Genomic DNA, 17359 nt, shown 5'->3' on the forward strand with positions numbered 1-17359 from the left:
TATTGCAAGTTCTTCGCAATAGCCCGGATGCAGTCTCGGAAGGCCCCCACGTGCACGACCCTCTCGGCGTCCGTCGCCGCCGCCGGCGCGCGGTCATCTGGCTCCTGGGCCTCGTCGCAGCCGCCGCCCTGACGGTCGTCGTGGCGGTCGGGCTGGGGGCTGCGTACGTCACCCCAGGGACCGTCGCCCAGATCCTCGGCCACCACCTACTCGGCCTCCCGGAGGCCGGCTGGAAGGCGACCGAAGAGGCGATCGTGTGGAAGGTACGCCTCCCCCGCGTGCTCCTCGGCGCGCTCGTCGGAGCGGGCCTGGCCGTCACCGGCATGGCGCTGCAGGCGATGGTCCGCAACATGCTCGCCGACCCCTACCTGCTCGGGATCAACTCCGGCGCCTCCAGCGGCGCCGCGGCGGCGATCCTCTTCGGCGCGGGCACCGGCCTGGGGGCGTACGCCCTGCCTGGCTCCGCCTTCCTCGGCGCCCTGGCGGCCTCGTTCCTGGTGTTCGCGCTCGCCCGCAGCGGCGGCAGGGTCACCTCGTTGCGGCTGCTGCTCTCGGGTGTCGCGGTCGGCTATCTGCTCTACGGCCTGACCAGCTTCCTGATCTTCGCCTCGGGCTCGGCCGAGGGCGCCCGGTCGGTGATGTTCTGGCTGCTCGGCTCGCTCGGCCTGGCCCAGTGGGATGGCCTGCTGGCCGTCGTGGCCGCCGCGGTGCTCGCCACCACCGTCCTGCTGACCCTGTCCGGACGCGGCCTCGACGCGCTCGCGATCGGAGACGAGACCGCCCACACCCTGGGCATCTCCCCCGACCGCTTCCGCACCCTGCTGCTGGTCCTCGTGGCGTTGACCGTGGGCGTGGTCGTCTCGGCCGCCGGCAGCATCGGCTTCGTCGGCCTGGTCGTGCCCCACCTCGCCCGGCGTGCCGTCGGCTCCGCACACTCCGTGGCGATCCCGGCCGCCGCCCTCATGGGCGCGATCCTGCTGGTCTGGGCCGACGTGCTCGCCCGTGTGCTCCTCCAGCCCCAGGAGATCCCGATCGGGATCGTCACCGCGCTCCTGGGCGCCCCGTTCCTCATCGTCCTCATCCGGCGCTTCTCAGCGCGCGACGTCTGACCATCAAGGAGCCGAAAATGATCCGCCCCATGCTCGCCACCGCCGCCCTCGTGCTGGCCACGACCACCGCGTGCGGAGCCGATGCCGCCGGCGACGAGGCCACCGCCGATGGCTTCCCGGTCACCATCGAGAACTGTGGTGCCGAGGTCACCTTCGACGCTCCGCCGGAGCGCGTCGTGATGCTGAAGAGCTCCGCGGTGCCCTATCTGCACGCCCTCGGTGTGATGGACCAGGTCGTGGCCAGGGCCGGCGACTATCCCGCCGACTACTACGACGCCGAGACCCAGGCCGAGCTCGACGACATCCCGCTGCTCACCGACGAGATGGACACCAGCGGTCACCTGCAGATCTCCAAGGAGGTCGTGATCGCCGAGGAGCCCGACCTGGTCCTCGGCGAGGTCGACAACCTCTCCCGCGACACCCTCGACGCCGTCGACATCGACCTCCTCGAGGAGCCGGCGATGTGCCCCGAGGGCGTCGACGACCCCGGCTTCGACGACGTCTACAGCCAGCTGGAGGCCTACGGCAAGGTCTTCGACCGCGAGGACGAGGCCGCCAAGGCTGTCGCTGACCTGCGCAAACGCGTGACGGAACTGGAGAAGCAGAAGGTCGGCGAGGGACGTACGGCGGCGGTGCTCTACCCCACCGTCGGCGGTGGCGTGACCTATGCCTACGGCACCAGGTCGATGGCCCACCCGCAGCTGGAAGCGGCCGGGTTCGAGGACGTCTTCGCCGACGTCGACGAGCGCGTCTTCGAGGTCTCGACCGAGGACCTCCTCGAGCGCGACCCCGACGTGATCATCCTGCTCCACAACGCCGGCGACCCGAAGCAGGTCGAGGAGTCGATCACCCAGCTCGCCGGCGCCGAGGACCTCACCGCGGTCAGGAACGGCGATGTGATGGCGCAGCTGTTCAACTTCACCGAGCCGCCCTCCGCCCTCTCCGTCGACGGCCTCGAGCGGATCATCGACAGGTTCGGCCGGTGATCGAGGCAGCGGGTCTGTCCTGGACGTACGGCACCACCACGATCCTCGAGGACGTCGACGTCGCCTCCCACGAGGGCAGGGTGCTCGGTCTGATCGGCCCGAACGGGAGCGGCAAGACGACCCTGCTCCGGCTGCTCTACGGCGCCCTCCAGGGATCCGGCACGGTCGAGATCGACGGCGACGACCTCGCCACGCTCCCCGCGAAGCAGGTCGCCCGGCGCCTCGCCGTCGTCGTCCAGGAGTCCGGCACCGACACCACCCTCACCGCCGGCGAGATGGTCCTGCTGGGACGTACGCCGCACCTGTCCGCCTTCGCCAGGGCCGGCGAGCACGACCTGGCGATCGCCGCGGAGTGCCTGGAGCGGGTCGGCGGGACCCACCTCGGTCCGCGCTCCTTCGCCGCCCTCTCCGGGGGCGAGCGGCAGCGGGTGCTCATCGCCCGGGCGCTGGCGCAGGAGGCGACCCACCTGCTGCTCGACGAGCCGACCAACCACCTCGACATCCGCTACCAGCACGAGATCCTGTCCCTGGTGCGGAAGCTCGGGACGACGGCCGTCGTCGTGCTCCACGACCTCAACCTGGCAGCGCGCTACTGCGACGACCTCGTGCTGCTCGACCAGCGCCGCGTCGCCGCCCGCGGCACCGTCGACGAGGTGCTCCGGCCCGAGATCCTGGAGCCGGTCTACGACATCGGCATCGAGCGGCTCGAGCTGCGCGAGGAGATCCACCTCCTCTTCCGTCCGTCGGCCTGATTTCGGCCTGACCGGACCTCAGATCTCCGGGGCGGCCTCGATCCTGGTCTCGGGCACGGCCTCGTCGTCGGGGTCGACGCCGGGAAGGTGCGCCTCCCAGAGCTCGACGTCCATCACGTACAGCCGGAGCGGCGCCTCGCCGCGCAGCTGCTCGGGCTTGAACGCCCGAGCCGTGCCGACCAGCCTGTGGAAGGCCACCGCACAGCGCTTCTCGAGCTCGAAGTCGGGCACCTGGCGCGCCATCCCGGTGACGTACGCAGCGCTCGCCCCGTAGCCAGGGAGCACCGAGGAGTCGAAGATGACCCCGGCCACGCGCGGGTCGCGGATGAGATTGCGGGAGTGCTGCGCATCAGGCGCCGAGACCCAGTAGAGGTCTCGGTAGCCGTCGTGGGAGAAGTAGACCGGCGACGTACGCGGCCGGCCATCGGGATCCGAGGTCGCCAACACCAGGTAGGCGACGCCGTCGACGATCCCGCGGACGTGTCTGTCCAGATCAGCTGCCATACCCCAGAGGGTAAACGACTTTCTCAGCTGTGACCTCGGTATATGCGGGGCAGCTTGTAGCCGTTCTCGGCCAGCACCTCGCGCAGCACTTCCGGCCTGTCGGTGATCAGTCCGTCGACCCCGAGCCCGATCAGATGTTCCATCGTGGCGACGTCGTCCACCGTCCACGGCACGACGGCGATGCCGCGCGCGTGCGCCGCGTCGACCAGCTCCTGGGTCGTGAACGGCACGTAGCCCGGGTCCGACACCGAGCCGCCCTGCGGGTCGCCGTGGACCGGCGAGACCGCATCCGCCCCGAACGAGTCCGCGGCCGCGACGTACCGAGCCTGCAGCGATCCCTCGAAGTCGTCGATGTCGATCCCGCCCAGCCACGGCGAAGCGCCCGGCCGTCCCTGCTGGAGGAACTGCTGCCCGTTGGTCAGCGCCACGATCGGCAGCCGCGGCTCAACCTCGCGGAACCGCTTCAGCGCACCCCAGTCGAAGCTCTGGATCGTGACCTGGTTGCGGATGTGCGCCCGCCGGATCTCGGCCAGGACGACGCGGACGAACTGCTCGCGCGGCGCCGTCTGCTCCGGCGCCCCCGCCTCGACCTTGGTCTCGACGTTCAGCGTGACCTGGCCGGCGTGGTAGCTGTTGACCAGCGCGAACACCTCCGACAGCAGCGGCATCCGCTCGCCCGGCGAGAGCACCTGGTCGGGGAACTGCGGCTGCCGCAGCGACCCGCAGTCGATGGTGCGCACCTGCGCGAGCGTCAGGTCCTTGATGTAGGTCCGGTTCGGCACGTACGGGAACTCGGGGTCGCCCGGGAACGCCGGCGCGGTGTCGACGCACTTGGCCGGGTTCGGGTCCCGGTCGTGGGTCACGACCGCATGGCCGTCCTCGGTGATCTGCACGTCGAGCTCGAGCGTGCTCACGCCCAGCTGGAGCGCCCGCTCGAAGGCCGGCAGCGTGTTCTCGACCGTCAGCGCGATGCCGCCTCGGTGCGCCTGGAGATCGAAGGTACGCGGATTGTTCTCGGCGTGCGCCGGGGCGATGGCGGAGCTCACCAGGAGCGCCGCGGACACGAGGAGGCCTGCTCGGACACGTCTCATGCCCGACAGGATCCCGCAGCCGGATGGCCGCTAGTGGAACGCGCGATGAGACAGGAGCGACACGTTCTTGTCCGCACACCCGGTCGTCTCGTGACGGACGAACTGGGAGTCGTAGGAGTCGGGCACGTAGACCCGGAACCCGTCCACCTCGGTCGGCTTGCAGGCCGAGGCCGGATAGTTCTCGGCCGTCGACTCGGAGACCTCGCTGACCGCCACCTGACCCGGCTTCATGATCACCGTGCGCCACTTGCCCTCACGTGCCGCGGGCGCGCCGACCTGGGTGCCGTCGCCACCCCCGACGTACGACAGCCCGCCGAAGCCACCGAGGGCACACGCACGGTCGGAGACGTTGGTCAGCGTGATCTCGCCGAACCGCGATCCGGCGCCGGCATCGGTCGCGCGGTAGCCGGCCTTCAGGTCGGCGTTGGTGCACTTCGGTGTCTTCCGATCCGCCGACGCGCGGTCAGAAGAAGCAGAAGACTCAGTCCCCACCGGCGAACCCCCCGTGGCCGCCGGTGAGGACTGAGTCGGGGACGATGGGATGCCGCTCGCTTGGGAGGGGTCCGCGGTCCCGGAGGCAGATGGTGACGCGTCGACCGCCCCGTCCGTCGTCGACGCGCAACCTCCCGCCGCGAGCACGCCGAGGATCCCGAGACCGACCATCAACAGCCGCATGCGCCGCATCGTCGCTCCTCGAGTAGCAGACAACTCATCGTCCCACCCCTGAGACGTGCGGGCGTCCCGGTCCGTTGCATCTCGTTTCGAGATTTCTTCAGACCCTGCTGTCGTACGCCGTCCGGGCCTCGTCCACCTCCGCCATGTGCTCCTCGGCCCAGGCCTTGAGGTGACCGATGACCGGCAGCAGCGTCTGCCCGAGCGGGGTGAGCTCGTAGTCGGTCCGCACCGGCACCGACGGGGTCACCGTGCGGGTCAGCAGACCGTCGCGCTCCATCCTCCGCAGCGACTGGGTCAGCATCTTCTGGCTCACGCCCTCGATCTGCGAGGCGAGCTCCGAGTACCTCAGCGGCCCGTAGAGTCCCAGCGCCACGATCGCCAGGCTCACCCACTTGTCACCGATCGTGTCCAGCAGCCGCCGGCTCGGACACAGCGCCGAGAACGCGTCGAATCCACTCGGTCGTTCGGCCGTCGTCGTCCCCATGGCAGACCTCCAGGTGCGTACGCCACTTCAAAGTGCCTTCTTCCCAAAGGAGAGTAGGGCACCGAAAGTAATACATGCAACCAGCCGACCATCACAAAGGACGAACACCATGTACGCACTCATCTCCCGCGCCGGCGACCCGACCCCGCGCCTCGAGGAGCTCTCCGCCCAGCCGCTCGGCCCCGACGACATCCGGGTCGAGGTGGCCGCCGCCGGCTTCACCCTCTTCGACGCCTTCGTCGCCGGCGACCACGCGGCCATCGGCCTTCCCGATGTGATCGGCCTCGGCTTCGACTTCAGCGGCGTGGTCACCGAGGTCGGCGAGGCCGTCTCCGGATTCGCCGTCGGCGACCGCGTCGCCGGCCTCCACGGCAACCCGGCCGCCGGCGCCCGCGCCCATGCGACCGAGGTCGTGCTCCCCGCCTCCGCCGCAGCGGCCGTACCCGACGGGCTCACCCTCGAGGCGGCCGCCGCGGCTCCGCTCAACGCGCTCACCGCCCGCCAGGCGCTCGACCTGCTCGGCACCGAACGCGGCAGCCTCCTCGTCACCGGTGCCGCCGGCGGCGTCGGCCTGTGGGTACTGGGGCTGGCCAAGGCCGACGGCTGGACGGTCGACGCCCTGGTACGCCCCGGCACCGAGCACCTCGCCACCGGCGCCGACCACACCGTCACCGAGATCGAGCCGCACGCGCACGACGCCGTCCTGGACCTGGCGGCGCTCAACGAGCCGGCCCTGGCAGGCGTACGCGACGGCGGCCGCTACGTCAGCGTCAAACCCGGCCGGGCACCGGCACCCGAGCGCGGTATCGAGGTCTCGACCGCGCTGAACCAGCCCGACGGTGCGGTGCTCGCCGACCTCCTCCGGCTGGCGGCAGACGGCACGGTACCGACCCGGATCGCCGCGACCCGACCGCTGAGCAAGGCCGCCGAGGCCTACCAGGAGGCGGAGGCGGCACCGGGATCCGACGGACGCTGGCTCCTCGTGCCCTGAAAAGGACGAAGGCCCCGCCTCCCGAGGGAGGCGGGGCCTTCATCTGACTACTGGATCACGACTGGTACGAACCGAAGTCGAAGTCGTCCAGCGCGACGGCCTGGCCGCCGGTGTTGCCGAACTCGTAGTCGTAGTTGTCGTAACCGGTGACGGAGTACGCCGCGGCACGAGCCTCATCGGTCGGCTCGACCTTGATGTTGCGGTAGCGCTCCAGGCCGGTGCCGGCCGGGATGAGCTTACCGATGATGACGTTCTCCTTCAGACCGCGCAGCGAGTCGGAGCGGCCGTTGATGGCAGCGTCGGTGAGGACGCGGGTGGTCTCCTGGAAGGAGGCCGCCGACAGCCAGGACTCGGTGGCCAGCGAGGCCTTGGTGATGCCCATCAGCTCCGGACGACCCGAGGCCGGCTTGCCGCCCTCGGAGACCACGCGCCGGTTCTCCGACTCGAAGTCGATGCGGTCGGCCAGGTCGGACGGCAGCAGGTTGGTGTCACCGGACTCGAGCACCGTGATCCGGCGCAGCATCTGCCGCACGATGATCTCGATGTGCTTGTCGTGGATGGACACACCCTGCGACCGGTAGACCTGCTGAACCTCGTCGACGAGGTGCTGCTGGGTCTTGCGGACACCGAGGATACGGAGGACCTCCTTGGGGTCCGGCGTACCGATGGTCAGCGGAGCGCCGACCTCGATGTGGTCGCCGTCGGCAACCCGCAGACGCGAGCGGCGCGACACGACGTACTCCTTGACCTCGGAGCCGTCGTCCGGGGTGACCAGGACCTTGCGGGCCTTGTCGGTCTCCTCGATCTCGACGCGTCCGGCGACCTCGGAGATCGGCGTGACACCCTTCGGCGTACGCGCCTCGAAGAGCTCGACGACACGCGGCAGACCCTGCGTGATGTCGTCGGCCGAGGCCACACCACCGGTGTGGAACGTACGCATGGTCAGCTGGGTGCCGGGCTCACCGATGGACTGGGCCGCGATGATGCCGACCGCCTCACCGATGTCGACGAGCTTGCCGGTGGCCAGCGAGCGGCCGTAGCACTTGGCACACGTACCCGTGCGGGCCTCACAGGTGAGGACCGAACGGACCTTGACCTCGGTGATGCCGGCGCGAACCAGCTCCTCGATCTTGACGTCGCCCAGGTCCTCGCCGGCGACAGCCAGAACCTCGCCGGTCGACGGGTGCTCGATGTCGACGGCAGCCGTGCGAGCGTACGCAGCGGTCTCGGCGTTGTCGTCCTTGACGACGACGCCGCCCTGGTCGACACCGATGACCTTGGGCAGACCGCGCTCGGTGCCGCAGTCGTCCTCACGGATGATGACGTCCTGCGAGACGTCCACCAGACGACGGGTCAGGTAACCCGAGTCGGCGGTACGCAGCGCGGTGTCGGCCAGACCCTTACGAGCACCGTGGGTGGAGATGAAGTACTCCAGGACGGAGAGACCCTCGCGGAAGTTCGACTTGATCGGCCGCGGGATGATCTCGCCCTTCGGGTTGGCCACCAGGCCTCGCATGGCGCCGACCTGGCGGATCTGGTTGAAGTTACCCGAAGCACCCGAGGTGACCTGCATGAAGATCGGGTTCTTGCGGTCGAACGCCGCCTCCATGGCAGCACCGACGACCTTGGCGGCCTCGGTCCAGATCTCGACGAGCTCCTGACGGCGCTCCTCGTCGGTGACCAGACCACGCTCGAACTGCTTCTGCACCTTGGCAGCCTGCGTCTCGAACGTCTCCAGGATCTCGGCCTTGTTCGGCGGCGTGGTGACGTCGTCGATGGAGACCGTGACACCCGAACGGGTGGCCCAGTGGAAGCCGTTGTCCTTGAGCGCGTCCAGCGACGCCGCGACCTCGACCTTGGTGTAACGCTCGGCCAGGTCGTTGATGATCGCGCCGAGCTGCTTCTTACCGACCTCGTAGTTCACGAAGGGGTAGTCGGACGGCAGGGTGTCGTTGAAGATCACCCGGCCCAGCGTGGTCTCGAGGACGATCGGGTCGCCCGCGGTCCAACCCTCCGGCACGTCGTAGCCGATCGGCGGGACGATGTCGTCGAGGCGGATCTTGATCTTCGACTGCAGCGTGATCTCGAGGTGGTCGAAGGCCATGATGGCCTCGGCCGGGGACGAGAAGGCACGACCCTCGCCGACCTCACCCTCGCGGTCGGAGGTGATGAAGTAGAGACCGATGATCATGTCCTGGGTCGGCATGGTGACCGGACGACCGTCGGACGGCTTGAGGATGTTGTTGGTCGAGAGCATCAGGATGCGAGCCTCGGCCTGGGCCTCCGCCGACAGCGGCAGGTGGACAGCCATCTGGTCACCGTCGAAGTCCGCGTTGAACGCGGTGCAGACGAGCGGGTGCAGCTGGATGGCCTTACCCTCGATCAGCTGCGGCTCGAAGGCCTGGATGCCGAGGCGGTGCAGGGTGGGCGCACGGTTCAGCAGAACCGGGTGCTCGGTGATGACCTCTTCGAGGACGTCCCACACGACCGGGCGAGCACGCTCGACCATCCGCTTGGCGGACTTGATGTTCTGAGCGTGGCTCAGGTCCACCAGGCGCTTCATCACGAACGGCTTGAACAGCTCCAGGGCCATCTGCTTCGGCAGACCGCACTGGTGCAGCTTGAGCTGCGGACCCGACACGATGACCGAACGACCGGAGTAGTCGACGCGCTTACCGAGCAGGTTCTGACGGAAGCGACCCTGCTTGCCCTTGAGCATGTCGGAGAGCGACTTCAGCGGACGGTTGCCCGGCCCGGTGACCGGGCGGCCACGACGACCGTTGTCGAACAGCGAGTCGACGGCCTCCTGCAGCATCCGCTTCTCGTTGTTCACGATGATCTCGGGGGCACCGAGGTCGAGAAGACGCTTGAGGCGGTTGTTGCGGTTGATCACACGACGGTAGAGGTCGTTGAGGTCGGAGGTCGCGAAGCGGCCACCGTCGAGCTGCACCATCGGGCGCAGGTCCGGCGGGATGACCGGGACGGCGTCGAGCACCATGCCGGTCGGCTGGTTGCCGGTCTTGCGGAAGGCGTCGACGACCTTGAGGCGCTTGAGCGCGCGGACCTTGCGCTGACCCTTGCCGGTGGCGATGGTCTCGCGCAGGTTCTCGACCTCGGCCTCGATGTCGAAGTTCTCGAGGCGCTTCTGGATCGCCGTGGCGCCCATGTGGCCCTCGAAGTACTTCCCGAACCAGGTCTTCATCTCGCGGTAGAGCAGCTCGTCGCCCATGAGGTCCTGGACCTTCAGGTTCTTGAAGGTGTCCCAGACCTCGTCGAGACGGTTGACCTCACGCTCGGTGCGGTCACGCAGCTGCTTCATCTCGCGCTCGGCGCCGTCCTTGACCTTGCGCTTGGCGTCGGACTTGGCGCCCTCGGCCTCGAGCGCGGCCAGGTCGGTCTCGAGCTTCTTGGCGCGGTCGTTGATCGCCACGTCGAGCCGGCCGGTCAGCATCTTGCGCTGCTGGTCGACCTTGGCCTCGAGCGAGGACAGGTCGCGGTGACGCGCGTCCTCGTCGACCGAGGTGATCATGTACGCGGCGAAGTAGATGACCTTCTCCAGGTCCTTCGGAGCGAGGTCGAGCAGGTAGCCCAGCCGCGACGGAACGCCCTTGAAGTACCAGATGTGGGTCACCGGGGCGGCGAGCTCGATGTGGCCCATCCGCTCGCGGCGTACCTTGGAGCGGGTGACCTCGACGCCACAGCGCTCACAGATGATGCCCTTGAAGCGCACGCGCTTGTACTTGCCGCAGTAGCACTCCCAGTCCCGGGTGGGACCGAAGATCTTCTCGCAGAAGAGGCCGTCACGCTCGGGCTTGAGCGTGCGGTAGTTGATGGTCTCAGGCTTCTTGACCTCGCCGTGGCTCCACGCGCGGATCTCGTCCGCGGTGGCCAGGCCGATCTTGAGCTGATCGAAGAAGTTGACGTCGAGCACGGTGGCTTCCAGTTCCTTCGTTAGTTCTTGGAAAATTCAAAGGGGACTGAGGGAGGGGAGGTACGCCGGGGGCGCACCTCCCCGCTCGTCAGACTTCCTCTACGGAAGAGGGCTCGCGACGGGAGAGGTCGATGCCGAGCTCCTCGGCGGCGCGGAAGACGTCTTCCTCCGCGTCACGAAGCTCGATCGCCGAACCGTCCTGGCTCAGCACCTCGACGTTCAGGCACAGCGACTGCATCTCCTTGACGAGAACCTTGAACGACTCCGGGATACCCGAGTCGGGGATGTTCTCGCCCTTGACGATCGCCTCGTACACCTTCACGCGGCCGGGCACGTCGTCCGACTTGATGGTCAGGAGCTCCTGCAGGGCGTAGGCGGCGCCGTACGCCTCCATCGCCCAGACCTCCATCTCACCGAAGCGCTGGCCACCGAACTGGGCCTTACCGCCGAGCGGCTGCTGGGTGATCATCGAGTACGGACCGGTCGAACGCGCGTGGATCTTGTCGTCGACCAGGTGGTGCAGCTTCAGGATGTACATGTAGCCCACGGCCACCGGCTCCGGGAACGGCTCGCCGGAGCGACCGTCGAAGAGGCGGGCCTTGCCGTCGGTGCCGACCACACGCCGACCGTCCCGGTTGGGGAGGGTCGCGCTGAGCAGACCGGTGATCTCGTCCTCACGCGCACCGTCGAAGACCGGGGTGGCCACCTTGGTGCCCGGCTCGGCCTTGTCGGCGTGGATCTTGATGAGGCGCTGCTTCCAGGCGCTGTCCTCGGGGTCATCGGAGAGGTTGAGGTCCCAGCCCTGCTTGGCGAGCCAGCCGAGGTGGAGCTCCAGGACCTGTCCGATGTTCATACGACGCGGAACACCGAGCGGGTTGAGCAGAACGTCGACCGGGGTGCCGTCCTCCATGAACGGCATGTCCTCGACCGGCAGGATCTTCGCGATGACGCCCTTGTTGCCGTGACGGCCGGCGAGCTTGTCACCCACGGAGATCTTGCGCTTCTGCGCCACGTAGACCCGAACCAGCTGGTTCACGCCCGGGGGCAGCTCGTCGCCCTCCTCACGGTCGAAGACGCGGACACCGATGACGGTGCCCTCCTCGCCGTGCGGAACCTTCATCGAGGTGTCGCGGACCTCGCGCGCCTTCTCACCGAAGATCGCGCGGAGCAGGCGCTCCTCCGGGGTCAGTTCGGTCTCGCCCTTCGGGGTGACCTTGCCGACCAGGATGTCACCGGTGGTGACCTCGGCGCCGATGCGGATGATGCCGCGCTCGTCGAGGTCGGCCAGCATCTCCTCGGAGACGTTCGGGATGTCCCGGGTGATCTCCTCCGGACCCAGCTTGGTGTCGCGAGCGTCGACCTCGTGCTCCTCGATGTGGATCGAGGTGAGGTAGTCCTGCTGCACCAGACGCTGGGAGAGGATGATCGCGTCCTCGTAGTTGTGGCCCTGCCACGACTGGAAGGCGACCAGGAGGTTGGCACCCAGCGCCATCTCGGCACCCTGGGTCGCCGGACCGTCGGCCAGCGGGGAGCCGACCTCGACCCGGGCGCCCTCGTCGACCAGCGGCTGCTGGTTGACGCAGTTGCCCTGGTTGGAGCGCTCGAACTTCGCGAGCTTGTACGAGGTGTAGGTGCCGTCGTCGTTGAGGGTCTCGATCAGGTCGGAGGAGACCTCCTTGACCACACCGGCCTTCTTCGCGACGAGCACGTCACCGGCGTCGACAGCCGCGCGGTACTCGATGCCCGTGCCGACCAGCGGCGAGTCGCTGCGGACCAGCGGCACCGCCTGACGCTGCATGTTGGCGCCCATGAGCGCACGGTTGGCGTCGTCGTGCTCGAGGAACGGGATCAGCGCGGTCGCGACCGACACCATCTGGCGCGGCGAGACGTCGATGTAGTCGACCTCGTCGGCCAGGAGCTCGGAGACCTCACCGTCGCGCTGGCGGACCAGCACGCGCTCGGTCGCGAACTTCATGTTCTCGTCGACGGCCGCGTTGGCCTGCGCGATGACGTAGCGGTCCTCGTCGTCGGCGGTCAGGTAGTCGATCTTGTCGGTGACGACACCGTTCTCGACCTTGCGGTAGGGCGTCTCGACGAAGCCGAACGGGTTGATCCGGCCGAAGGAGGCCAGCGAACCGATCAGACCGATGTTGGGACCTTCAGGGGTCTCGATCGGACACATCCGGCCGTAGTGCGACGGGTGGACGTCTCGGACCTCCATGCCGGCGCGGTCACGGGAGAGACCACCCGGGCCGAGAGCCGACAGACGCCGCTTGTGCGTCAGGCCCGCGAGCGGGTTGTTCTGGTCCATGAACTGCGACAGCTGCGAGGTGCCGAAGAACTCCTTCAGCGCAGCGACCACGGGACGGATGTTGATCAGGGACTGCGGCGTGATCGCCTCGACGTCCTGGGTCGTCATCCGCTCGCGCACCACGCGCTCCATACGAGCCAGGCCCGTACGCAGCTGGTTCTGGATCAGCTCGCCGACCGTCCGCATCCGGCGGTTGCCGAAGTGGTCGATGTCGTCGGCGGCGATGTCGATCGTGCCCTGCGGCATGTCGAGCTGCGTACGCCCGTCGTGGAGCGCCACGACGTACTTGATCGTCGCGACGATGTCGTCGACGGTCAGGGTCTGCTGGTCGAAGGCCTCGGTCAGACCGAGCTTCTTGTTGACCTTGTAGCGACCGACCTTGGCGGTGTCGTAGCGCTTCGGGTTGAAGTAGTAGTTGTTCAGCAGCGTCTGCGCGGCCTCACGCGTCGGGGGCTCGCCCGGGCGCAGCTTGCGGTAGATGTCGAGCAGCGCGTCGTCCTGAGCGGTGGTGCTGTCCTTCTCGAGGGTCAGCATCATCGACTCGTACTCGCCGAACTCCTCGCGGATCTGCTCGTTGGTCCAGCCGAGGGCCTTGAGCAGCACCGTGACGTTCTGCTTGCGCTTGCGGTCGAGACGGACGCCGACCAGGTCGCGCTTGTCGATCTCGAACTCGAGCCAGGCGCCGCGGCTGGGGATCAGCTTGGCGGTGTAGATGTCCTTGTCGGACGTCTTGTCGGCGGTGCGCTCGAAGTAGACGCCCGGGGACCGGACGAGCTGCGAGACGACAACACGCTCGGTGCCGTTGATGACAAAGGTGCCCTGCTCGGTCATGAGCGGGAAGTCGCCCATGAAGACCGTCTGGCCCTTGATCTCGCCGGTGTCGTTGTTGGTGAACTCCGCCGAGACATAGAGAGGCGCGGAGTAGGTGAAGTCCTTCTCCTTGCACTCCTCGACGGTGTACTTGGGGTCGTAGAAGACAGGGCTCTCGAACGAGAGGGACATCGTCTCCGAGAAGTCCTCGATCGGGGAGATCTCCTCGAAGATCTCCTGTAGACCGGACTTGTGAGACACGTCCTCCCCCGCTGCTTCGCGGGCGGCGACCTGCTCCTGCCAGCGCTCGTTACCGATCAGCCAGTCGAAGCTGTCGGTCTGGAGGGCGAGGAGCTTGGGAAGCTCGAGAGGCTCTGAGATCTTAGCGAAAGAGATGCGGCGAGGGGTGGAGTCACCCGACGAGGTGCGCGCGGCCAAGAGGAATCCTTCGACAAGGTTCGCAGGTGGATTCGCGCTGCCGACCACCGAACAGCCACCGGGCAGGCTGAGGGGCATATGAAGGCATGCGCAAAGCGCCATAGTACGGCACAAAAGCGCACTTCACAACACCGGGCCCAATTAAAAGTCCGGCGTACCTTCATTCACACCTGCGGCGCTCGACCGTCGGCGTTGTTGGTGCAGTGCCATTGTCGAGCATCGCGGATGATCATGCGCCCCATCGGCACCCTGGGTCAAGCATCCGCGCCAATCGGTCCGACCCACGGAAAAGTTATTCCAATCACTTGACAGGTAGCGCAAAGGCCCTGGAGCCGGGCATCAGCGCGGCCTAGTCCTGGCTGGGCTGGGTCTCGACCTTGTCGACCAGCCACTCGTCGCCGACCTTGGCCATCGTGAGCATCGCGTACTCCTGGTAGCCGATCGGGGTGCTCCGCTGGGCGTTGGTGACCTGACGGTCGACCAGCACGAGGATCTGCACGGTGTCCTCGGAGACCCGGATGACGCCGGCGTCGACCGGGGCGAGCGTCTTCACCACGGTCTTCGTCTCGGGGACGTTGTCCACGAGCACGGCGAAGAGCCGGTCGTAGTCCTCGCGGTAGTCCTTCGTCATCACGTCGTGAGCCTTGCTCTTCGACTCGTCCATCTTGCTGTAGTCGTAGGAGAGCAGCGGGACGACGGCCTTCTTGGCCGCCTCGAGCGCCTCGCCGCCCTGCTCCTCGACGAGGAGCTTGTGGTTGCGGGTGATCTGCTTGCCCACCGCACCCTCGACGGTGCTGGTCGTGACGTTGTTGTTGGCGACGGTGCTGACCTTCTCCTGCCCGAAGAAGACCACGCCGGCGGCGATGACCGAGGCCAGGGCGAGCGCGCCGGCGGCGAGCAGACCCCACGTCGGGAGCAGCGGCAGCGTACGTCCGGTGGCCGCACTCTCCTCGGCGTCGGGCTCCTCGTCGGCAGGCTCGTCGTCCTCTGCGGCGGCCGCCACCTCGACGTCGGCGGTCTCCTCGTCGGCCTCGCGGTCCTCGTCCTCGACCGCAGCCTCCTCGAGAGCGGCCAGCTCCGCGTCGTACGCAGCCCGCTTCTTCTCATCGAGCAGGACCGCGGCGGCCTCGTTGAGGGTGCGGAAGCGGCGGTCGGTGGGGTCCAGGTCGGCGATCGCGGACTTCCACGCCGCGCGGATGTCGTCGGTGGCGGCATCGGGCTCGACGTCGAGCAGGTCGTACCAGGTCGGGCTAGTCATCGTGGAACTCATGGTGTCACCCCTTCGCTGCTTTCCGAAGTAGGAGCTTCCTCGGCGGGGTACCAGTCGTCGACCAGCCACTTCCCGTTCTGCTTCACCAGCTCCACCTCCGTCCGGGCGAGCTGACGCGCCGCCTCGACGCGCTCCTCGGAGCCCTCGGACTTCGGGTAGCTGATCGCGAGCTCGGCGACGACGAGCACGGTCGCGCTGTCCTCGTCCAGGCCGGCAACGCCCGTGCTGTGCACGCTCGTGGTGCGACCGACGCCCTGCTGGACGACGGTGGCCTCGGCGAAGGCGACGTTGCCCAGGAAACTCTTCTCGAACTTCGGGGTGAGCAGCTCACCCACCCGCTCGCGATACTTCGGCATCGTCTTCTTGTCGCTGCCGACATCCTCGGGACCGTAGGTGTTGACCCGGCCGACGAACTTGTCGGCCGCCGCCATGACCTGCTCGCGCTGGCTCACCACCGACTCGTCGGCGCCGCGGGTCAGCTGCCAGCCGACGTAGCCGACGGCAGCCAGGATCACGGCGATCAGCAGGGCCAGGATGCCCCAGCGGAGCAGGGCACCCCGGTTCGCGGTCGCCTGGTCGGTCTCTGCGCCGGTCTCCGTGTCGGATCCGGGGTCGGTCGTGGTGCTCAAGACGGATCACTCTCTGTGGTCAGCGGCTCCAGGAGCCATTTCCAAGCATCAACACCGTACGCCGCGGGCGAGTCGGTCGATGCGGCAGCACTTCGGGCCCCGACCCCGGTCGGCTGCGTGGTGGTCAGGGTGCGGCTACTCGGTCTCCATCGGCTGCAGGTAGAGCCACTTCCAGGCGTCGTCGCCGTAGGAGGCCGGCGCCGCGGTCGACACCGTGGTCTCCTCGGCCTCGCCCCAGGTGAGCTCGCCGGTCTCCGGGTCGAAGCTGGCGATCGAGCCGGCCCCGCCCGCCGCGGCGCGCGGCAGCTGGCTGGACCCGCGAGCGTTGGACTTGGACGGGTCCTCGGTGCAGGACACCTCGGTGTTGAACGGACGGCTCTGCAGATCCAGCGGGCTGCGCTTCTTGGTGCTCTCGTAGCCCTTCTTGCACGGCGTCTGGGTGGTGAGGGCCATCCCGAAGTGGGCCTGCGCCAGGCCGGGGTGGCCGACGTCGACGACCGCGAAGCTGCCCTCGACGACGACGGGGAAGATCGAGAGCAGGTGCCTGACACCCGGCAGGTTCTTCCGGACGACCTTGCCTGTCACCAGCACCTCGTTGAGGAGCTCGCTGATCTCGACGTCGTTCTGCTCCAGGAACTGCCGCAGCTCGACCGAGCTGGCCGAGCCGCTCTCGATCAGCCTGATCAGGTCCTTGTTGGAGCCGGCCAGGGTGCCGGTGAACAGCTCCAGGTCGGTCGCGAACGACTTGATCGCCGAGCTGCTGTCCAGCTGGCCCTGGAGGACGGTGTTGCTGTCCCGGATCAGCTGGGTGGTGAGGGCGAAGTTCTGGTCGGCGGTCTCCACGAAGGCGGTGCCGGTGTCGATGATGGTCTGCAGGTCCTGACCGGTGCCGGCGAAACCCTTGCCGAGCTCGTCGATGGTCGTGGTGAGCGCCTTCTGGTCGACCGAGTTCACCGTCGTGGTGACGTCCTCGAGGAGCTTCTCGGTCGGCAGCGGAGTGGTCGTCGCGGCGCGGGCGATCTCGGAGCCGTCCTCGAGGTAGGGCCCGCCCTTCGACTGCGGCTGCAGCTCGACGTACTGCTCACCGACGGCGGAGCGGTTGCCGACCACGGCGAGGCTGTCGGCCGGGATCTTGTCCTCCCACCCCTTGTCGATCTTCAGGGTCACGTCGACGCCGCTGCGGTTGAGCACCAGCTCGCCGACCTGGCCGATCTTGACGCCTCGGTAGTCGACCTCGGCGTCCTCGTAGATGCCGCCGGACTGCTCGAAGTGGGCCATCACGACATAGTGGTCCTTGACGAACAGGGACCCCAGGCGGGCGTAGCGCGCACCGACGAAGCTGACCCCGACGAGGGTGATCAGCAAGAAGACCATCAGT

The 17359-nt window shown here is 68.0% G+C and carries 13 protein-coding genes; 4 read left to right on the top strand and 9 right to left on the bottom strand.

The features are described from left to right. The first annotated feature begins 50 nt into the window (after positions 1–50). Genes ACW14X_RS11515 through ACW14X_RS11525 form a run of 3 tightly spaced genes read left to right on the top strand, consistent with a single transcriptional unit; the run spans position 51 to position 2847 of the window. Positions 51–1109, top strand: a complete 1059-nt coding sequence (locus ACW14X_RS11515) for a FecCD family ABC transporter permease (RefSeq protein ID WP_457165687.1) — start codon at positions 51–53, stop codon at positions 1107–1109. Positions 1110–1126: 17 nt separating this feature from the next. Next, positions 1127–2095 carry an ABC transporter substrate-binding protein gene (locus tag ACW14X_RS11520; RefSeq protein ID WP_457165688.1) on the top strand — a complete coding sequence of 323 codons (969 nt, stop codon included), beginning with the start codon at positions 1127–1129 and terminating at the stop codon, positions 2093–2095. Continuing rightward, on the top strand, positions 2092–2847 hold the full coding sequence (locus ACW14X_RS11525) for an ABC transporter ATP-binding protein (RefSeq protein WP_457165689.1): 756 nt from the start codon (positions 2092–2094) through the stop codon (positions 2845–2847). The genes ACW14X_RS11520 and ACW14X_RS11525 overlap by 4 nt, the downstream gene beginning before the upstream one ends. Before the next feature lie 18 nt (positions 2848–2865). On the opposite strand, the gene ACW14X_RS11530 is transcribed toward ACW14X_RS11525, so the two are convergent. The 4 genes from ACW14X_RS11530 to ACW14X_RS11545 form a co-directional block, all read right to left on the bottom strand. Further along, entirely contained in the window at positions 2866–3351 is a 486-nt protein-coding gene (locus ACW14X_RS11530; protein WP_400459796.1) for a pyridoxamine 5'-phosphate oxidase family protein, read from the bottom strand. 23 nt (positions 3352–3374) lie between these two features. Beyond that, on the bottom strand, positions 3375–4442 hold the full coding sequence (locus ACW14X_RS11535) for a glycerophosphodiester phosphodiesterase family protein (RefSeq protein WP_457165690.1): 1068 nt from the start codon (positions 4440–4442) through the stop codon (positions 3375–3377). A gap of 30 nt (positions 4443–4472) precedes the next feature. After that, positions 4473–4934, bottom strand: a complete 462-nt coding sequence (locus ACW14X_RS11540; RefSeq protein WP_457165691.1) for a DUF4232 domain-containing protein — start codon at positions 4932–4934, stop codon at positions 4473–4475. 280 nt (positions 4935–5214) lie between these two features. Next, positions 5215–5601, bottom strand: a complete 387-nt coding sequence (locus ACW14X_RS11545) for a winged helix-turn-helix transcriptional regulator (RefSeq protein WP_350836613.1) — start codon at positions 5599–5601, stop codon at positions 5215–5217. 109 nt (positions 5602–5710) lie between these two features. On the opposite strand from ACW14X_RS11545, the gene ACW14X_RS11550 reads away from it, so the two are divergent. Then, positions 5711–6592 carry an alcohol dehydrogenase catalytic domain-containing protein gene (locus tag ACW14X_RS11550; RefSeq protein WP_457165692.1) on the top strand — a complete coding sequence of 294 codons (882 nt, stop codon included), beginning with the start codon at positions 5711–5713 and terminating at the stop codon, positions 6590–6592. A 55-nt stretch (positions 6593–6647) separates the two neighbouring features. Here ACW14X_RS11550 and ACW14X_RS11555 read toward each other — a convergent pair whose 3' ends face one another. From ACW14X_RS11555 to ACW14X_RS11575, 5 genes are all read right to left on the bottom strand, one after another. Next, entirely contained in the window at positions 6648–10523 is a 3876-nt protein-coding gene (locus tag ACW14X_RS11555; protein ID WP_160025576.1) for a DNA-directed RNA polymerase subunit beta', read from the bottom strand. 88 nt (positions 10524–10611) lie between these two features. Further along, positions 10612–14082, bottom strand: coding sequence for a DNA-directed RNA polymerase subunit beta (gene rpoB / locus ACW14X_RS11560; protein WP_350836617.1), 3471 nt, complete (start codon positions 14080–14082; stop codon positions 10612–10614). 349 nt (positions 14083–14431) lie between these two features. Next, a complete protein-coding gene (locus ACW14X_RS11565; RefSeq protein WP_457165693.1) occupies positions 14432–15340 on the bottom strand; it encodes a J domain-containing protein in 909 nt (302 codons plus the stop codon). Positions 15341–15348: 8 nt separating this feature from the next. Next, on the bottom strand, positions 15349–15981 hold the full coding sequence (locus ACW14X_RS11570; RefSeq protein WP_457165694.1) for a hypothetical protein: 633 nt from the start codon (positions 15979–15981) through the stop codon (positions 15349–15351). 135 nt (positions 15982–16116) lie between these two features. Further along, positions 16117–17355, bottom strand: coding sequence for an MCE family protein (locus ACW14X_RS11575; RefSeq protein ID WP_457165695.1), 1239 nt, complete (start codon positions 17353–17355; stop codon positions 16117–16119). Positions 17356–17359 lie beyond the last annotated feature (4 nt).

It is taken from the genome of Nocardioides sp. YJ-D4 (genome assembly GCF_054031495.1).

Coding starts and splice junctions, on each gene's coding strand:
- ACW14X_RS11520 (WP_457165688.1), top strand. CDS start 1,127: ATGATCCGCCCCATGCTCGCCACCGCCGCCCTCGTGCTGGCCACGACC.
- ACW14X_RS11530 (WP_400459796.1), bottom strand. CDS start 3,351: ATGGCAGCTGATCTGGACAGACACGTCCGCGGGATCGTCGACGGCGTC.
- ACW14X_RS11535 (WP_457165690.1), bottom strand. CDS start 4,442: ATGAGACGTGTCCGAGCAGGCCTCCTCGTGTCCGCGGCGCTCCTGGTG.
- ACW14X_RS11545 (WP_350836613.1), bottom strand. CDS start 5,601: ATGGGGACGACGACGGCCGAACGACCGAGTGGATTCGACGCGTTCTCG.
- ACW14X_RS11550 (WP_457165692.1), top strand. CDS start 5,711: ATGTACGCACTCATCTCCCGCGCCGGCGACCCGACCCCGCGCCTCGAG.
- ACW14X_RS11565 (WP_457165693.1), bottom strand. CDS start 15,340: ATGACTAGCCCGACCTGGTACGACCTGCTCGACGTCGAGCCCGATGCC.
- ACW14X_RS11575 (WP_457165695.1), bottom strand. CDS start 17,355: ATGGTCTTCTTGCTGATCACCCTCGTCGGGGTCAGCTTCGTCGGTGCG.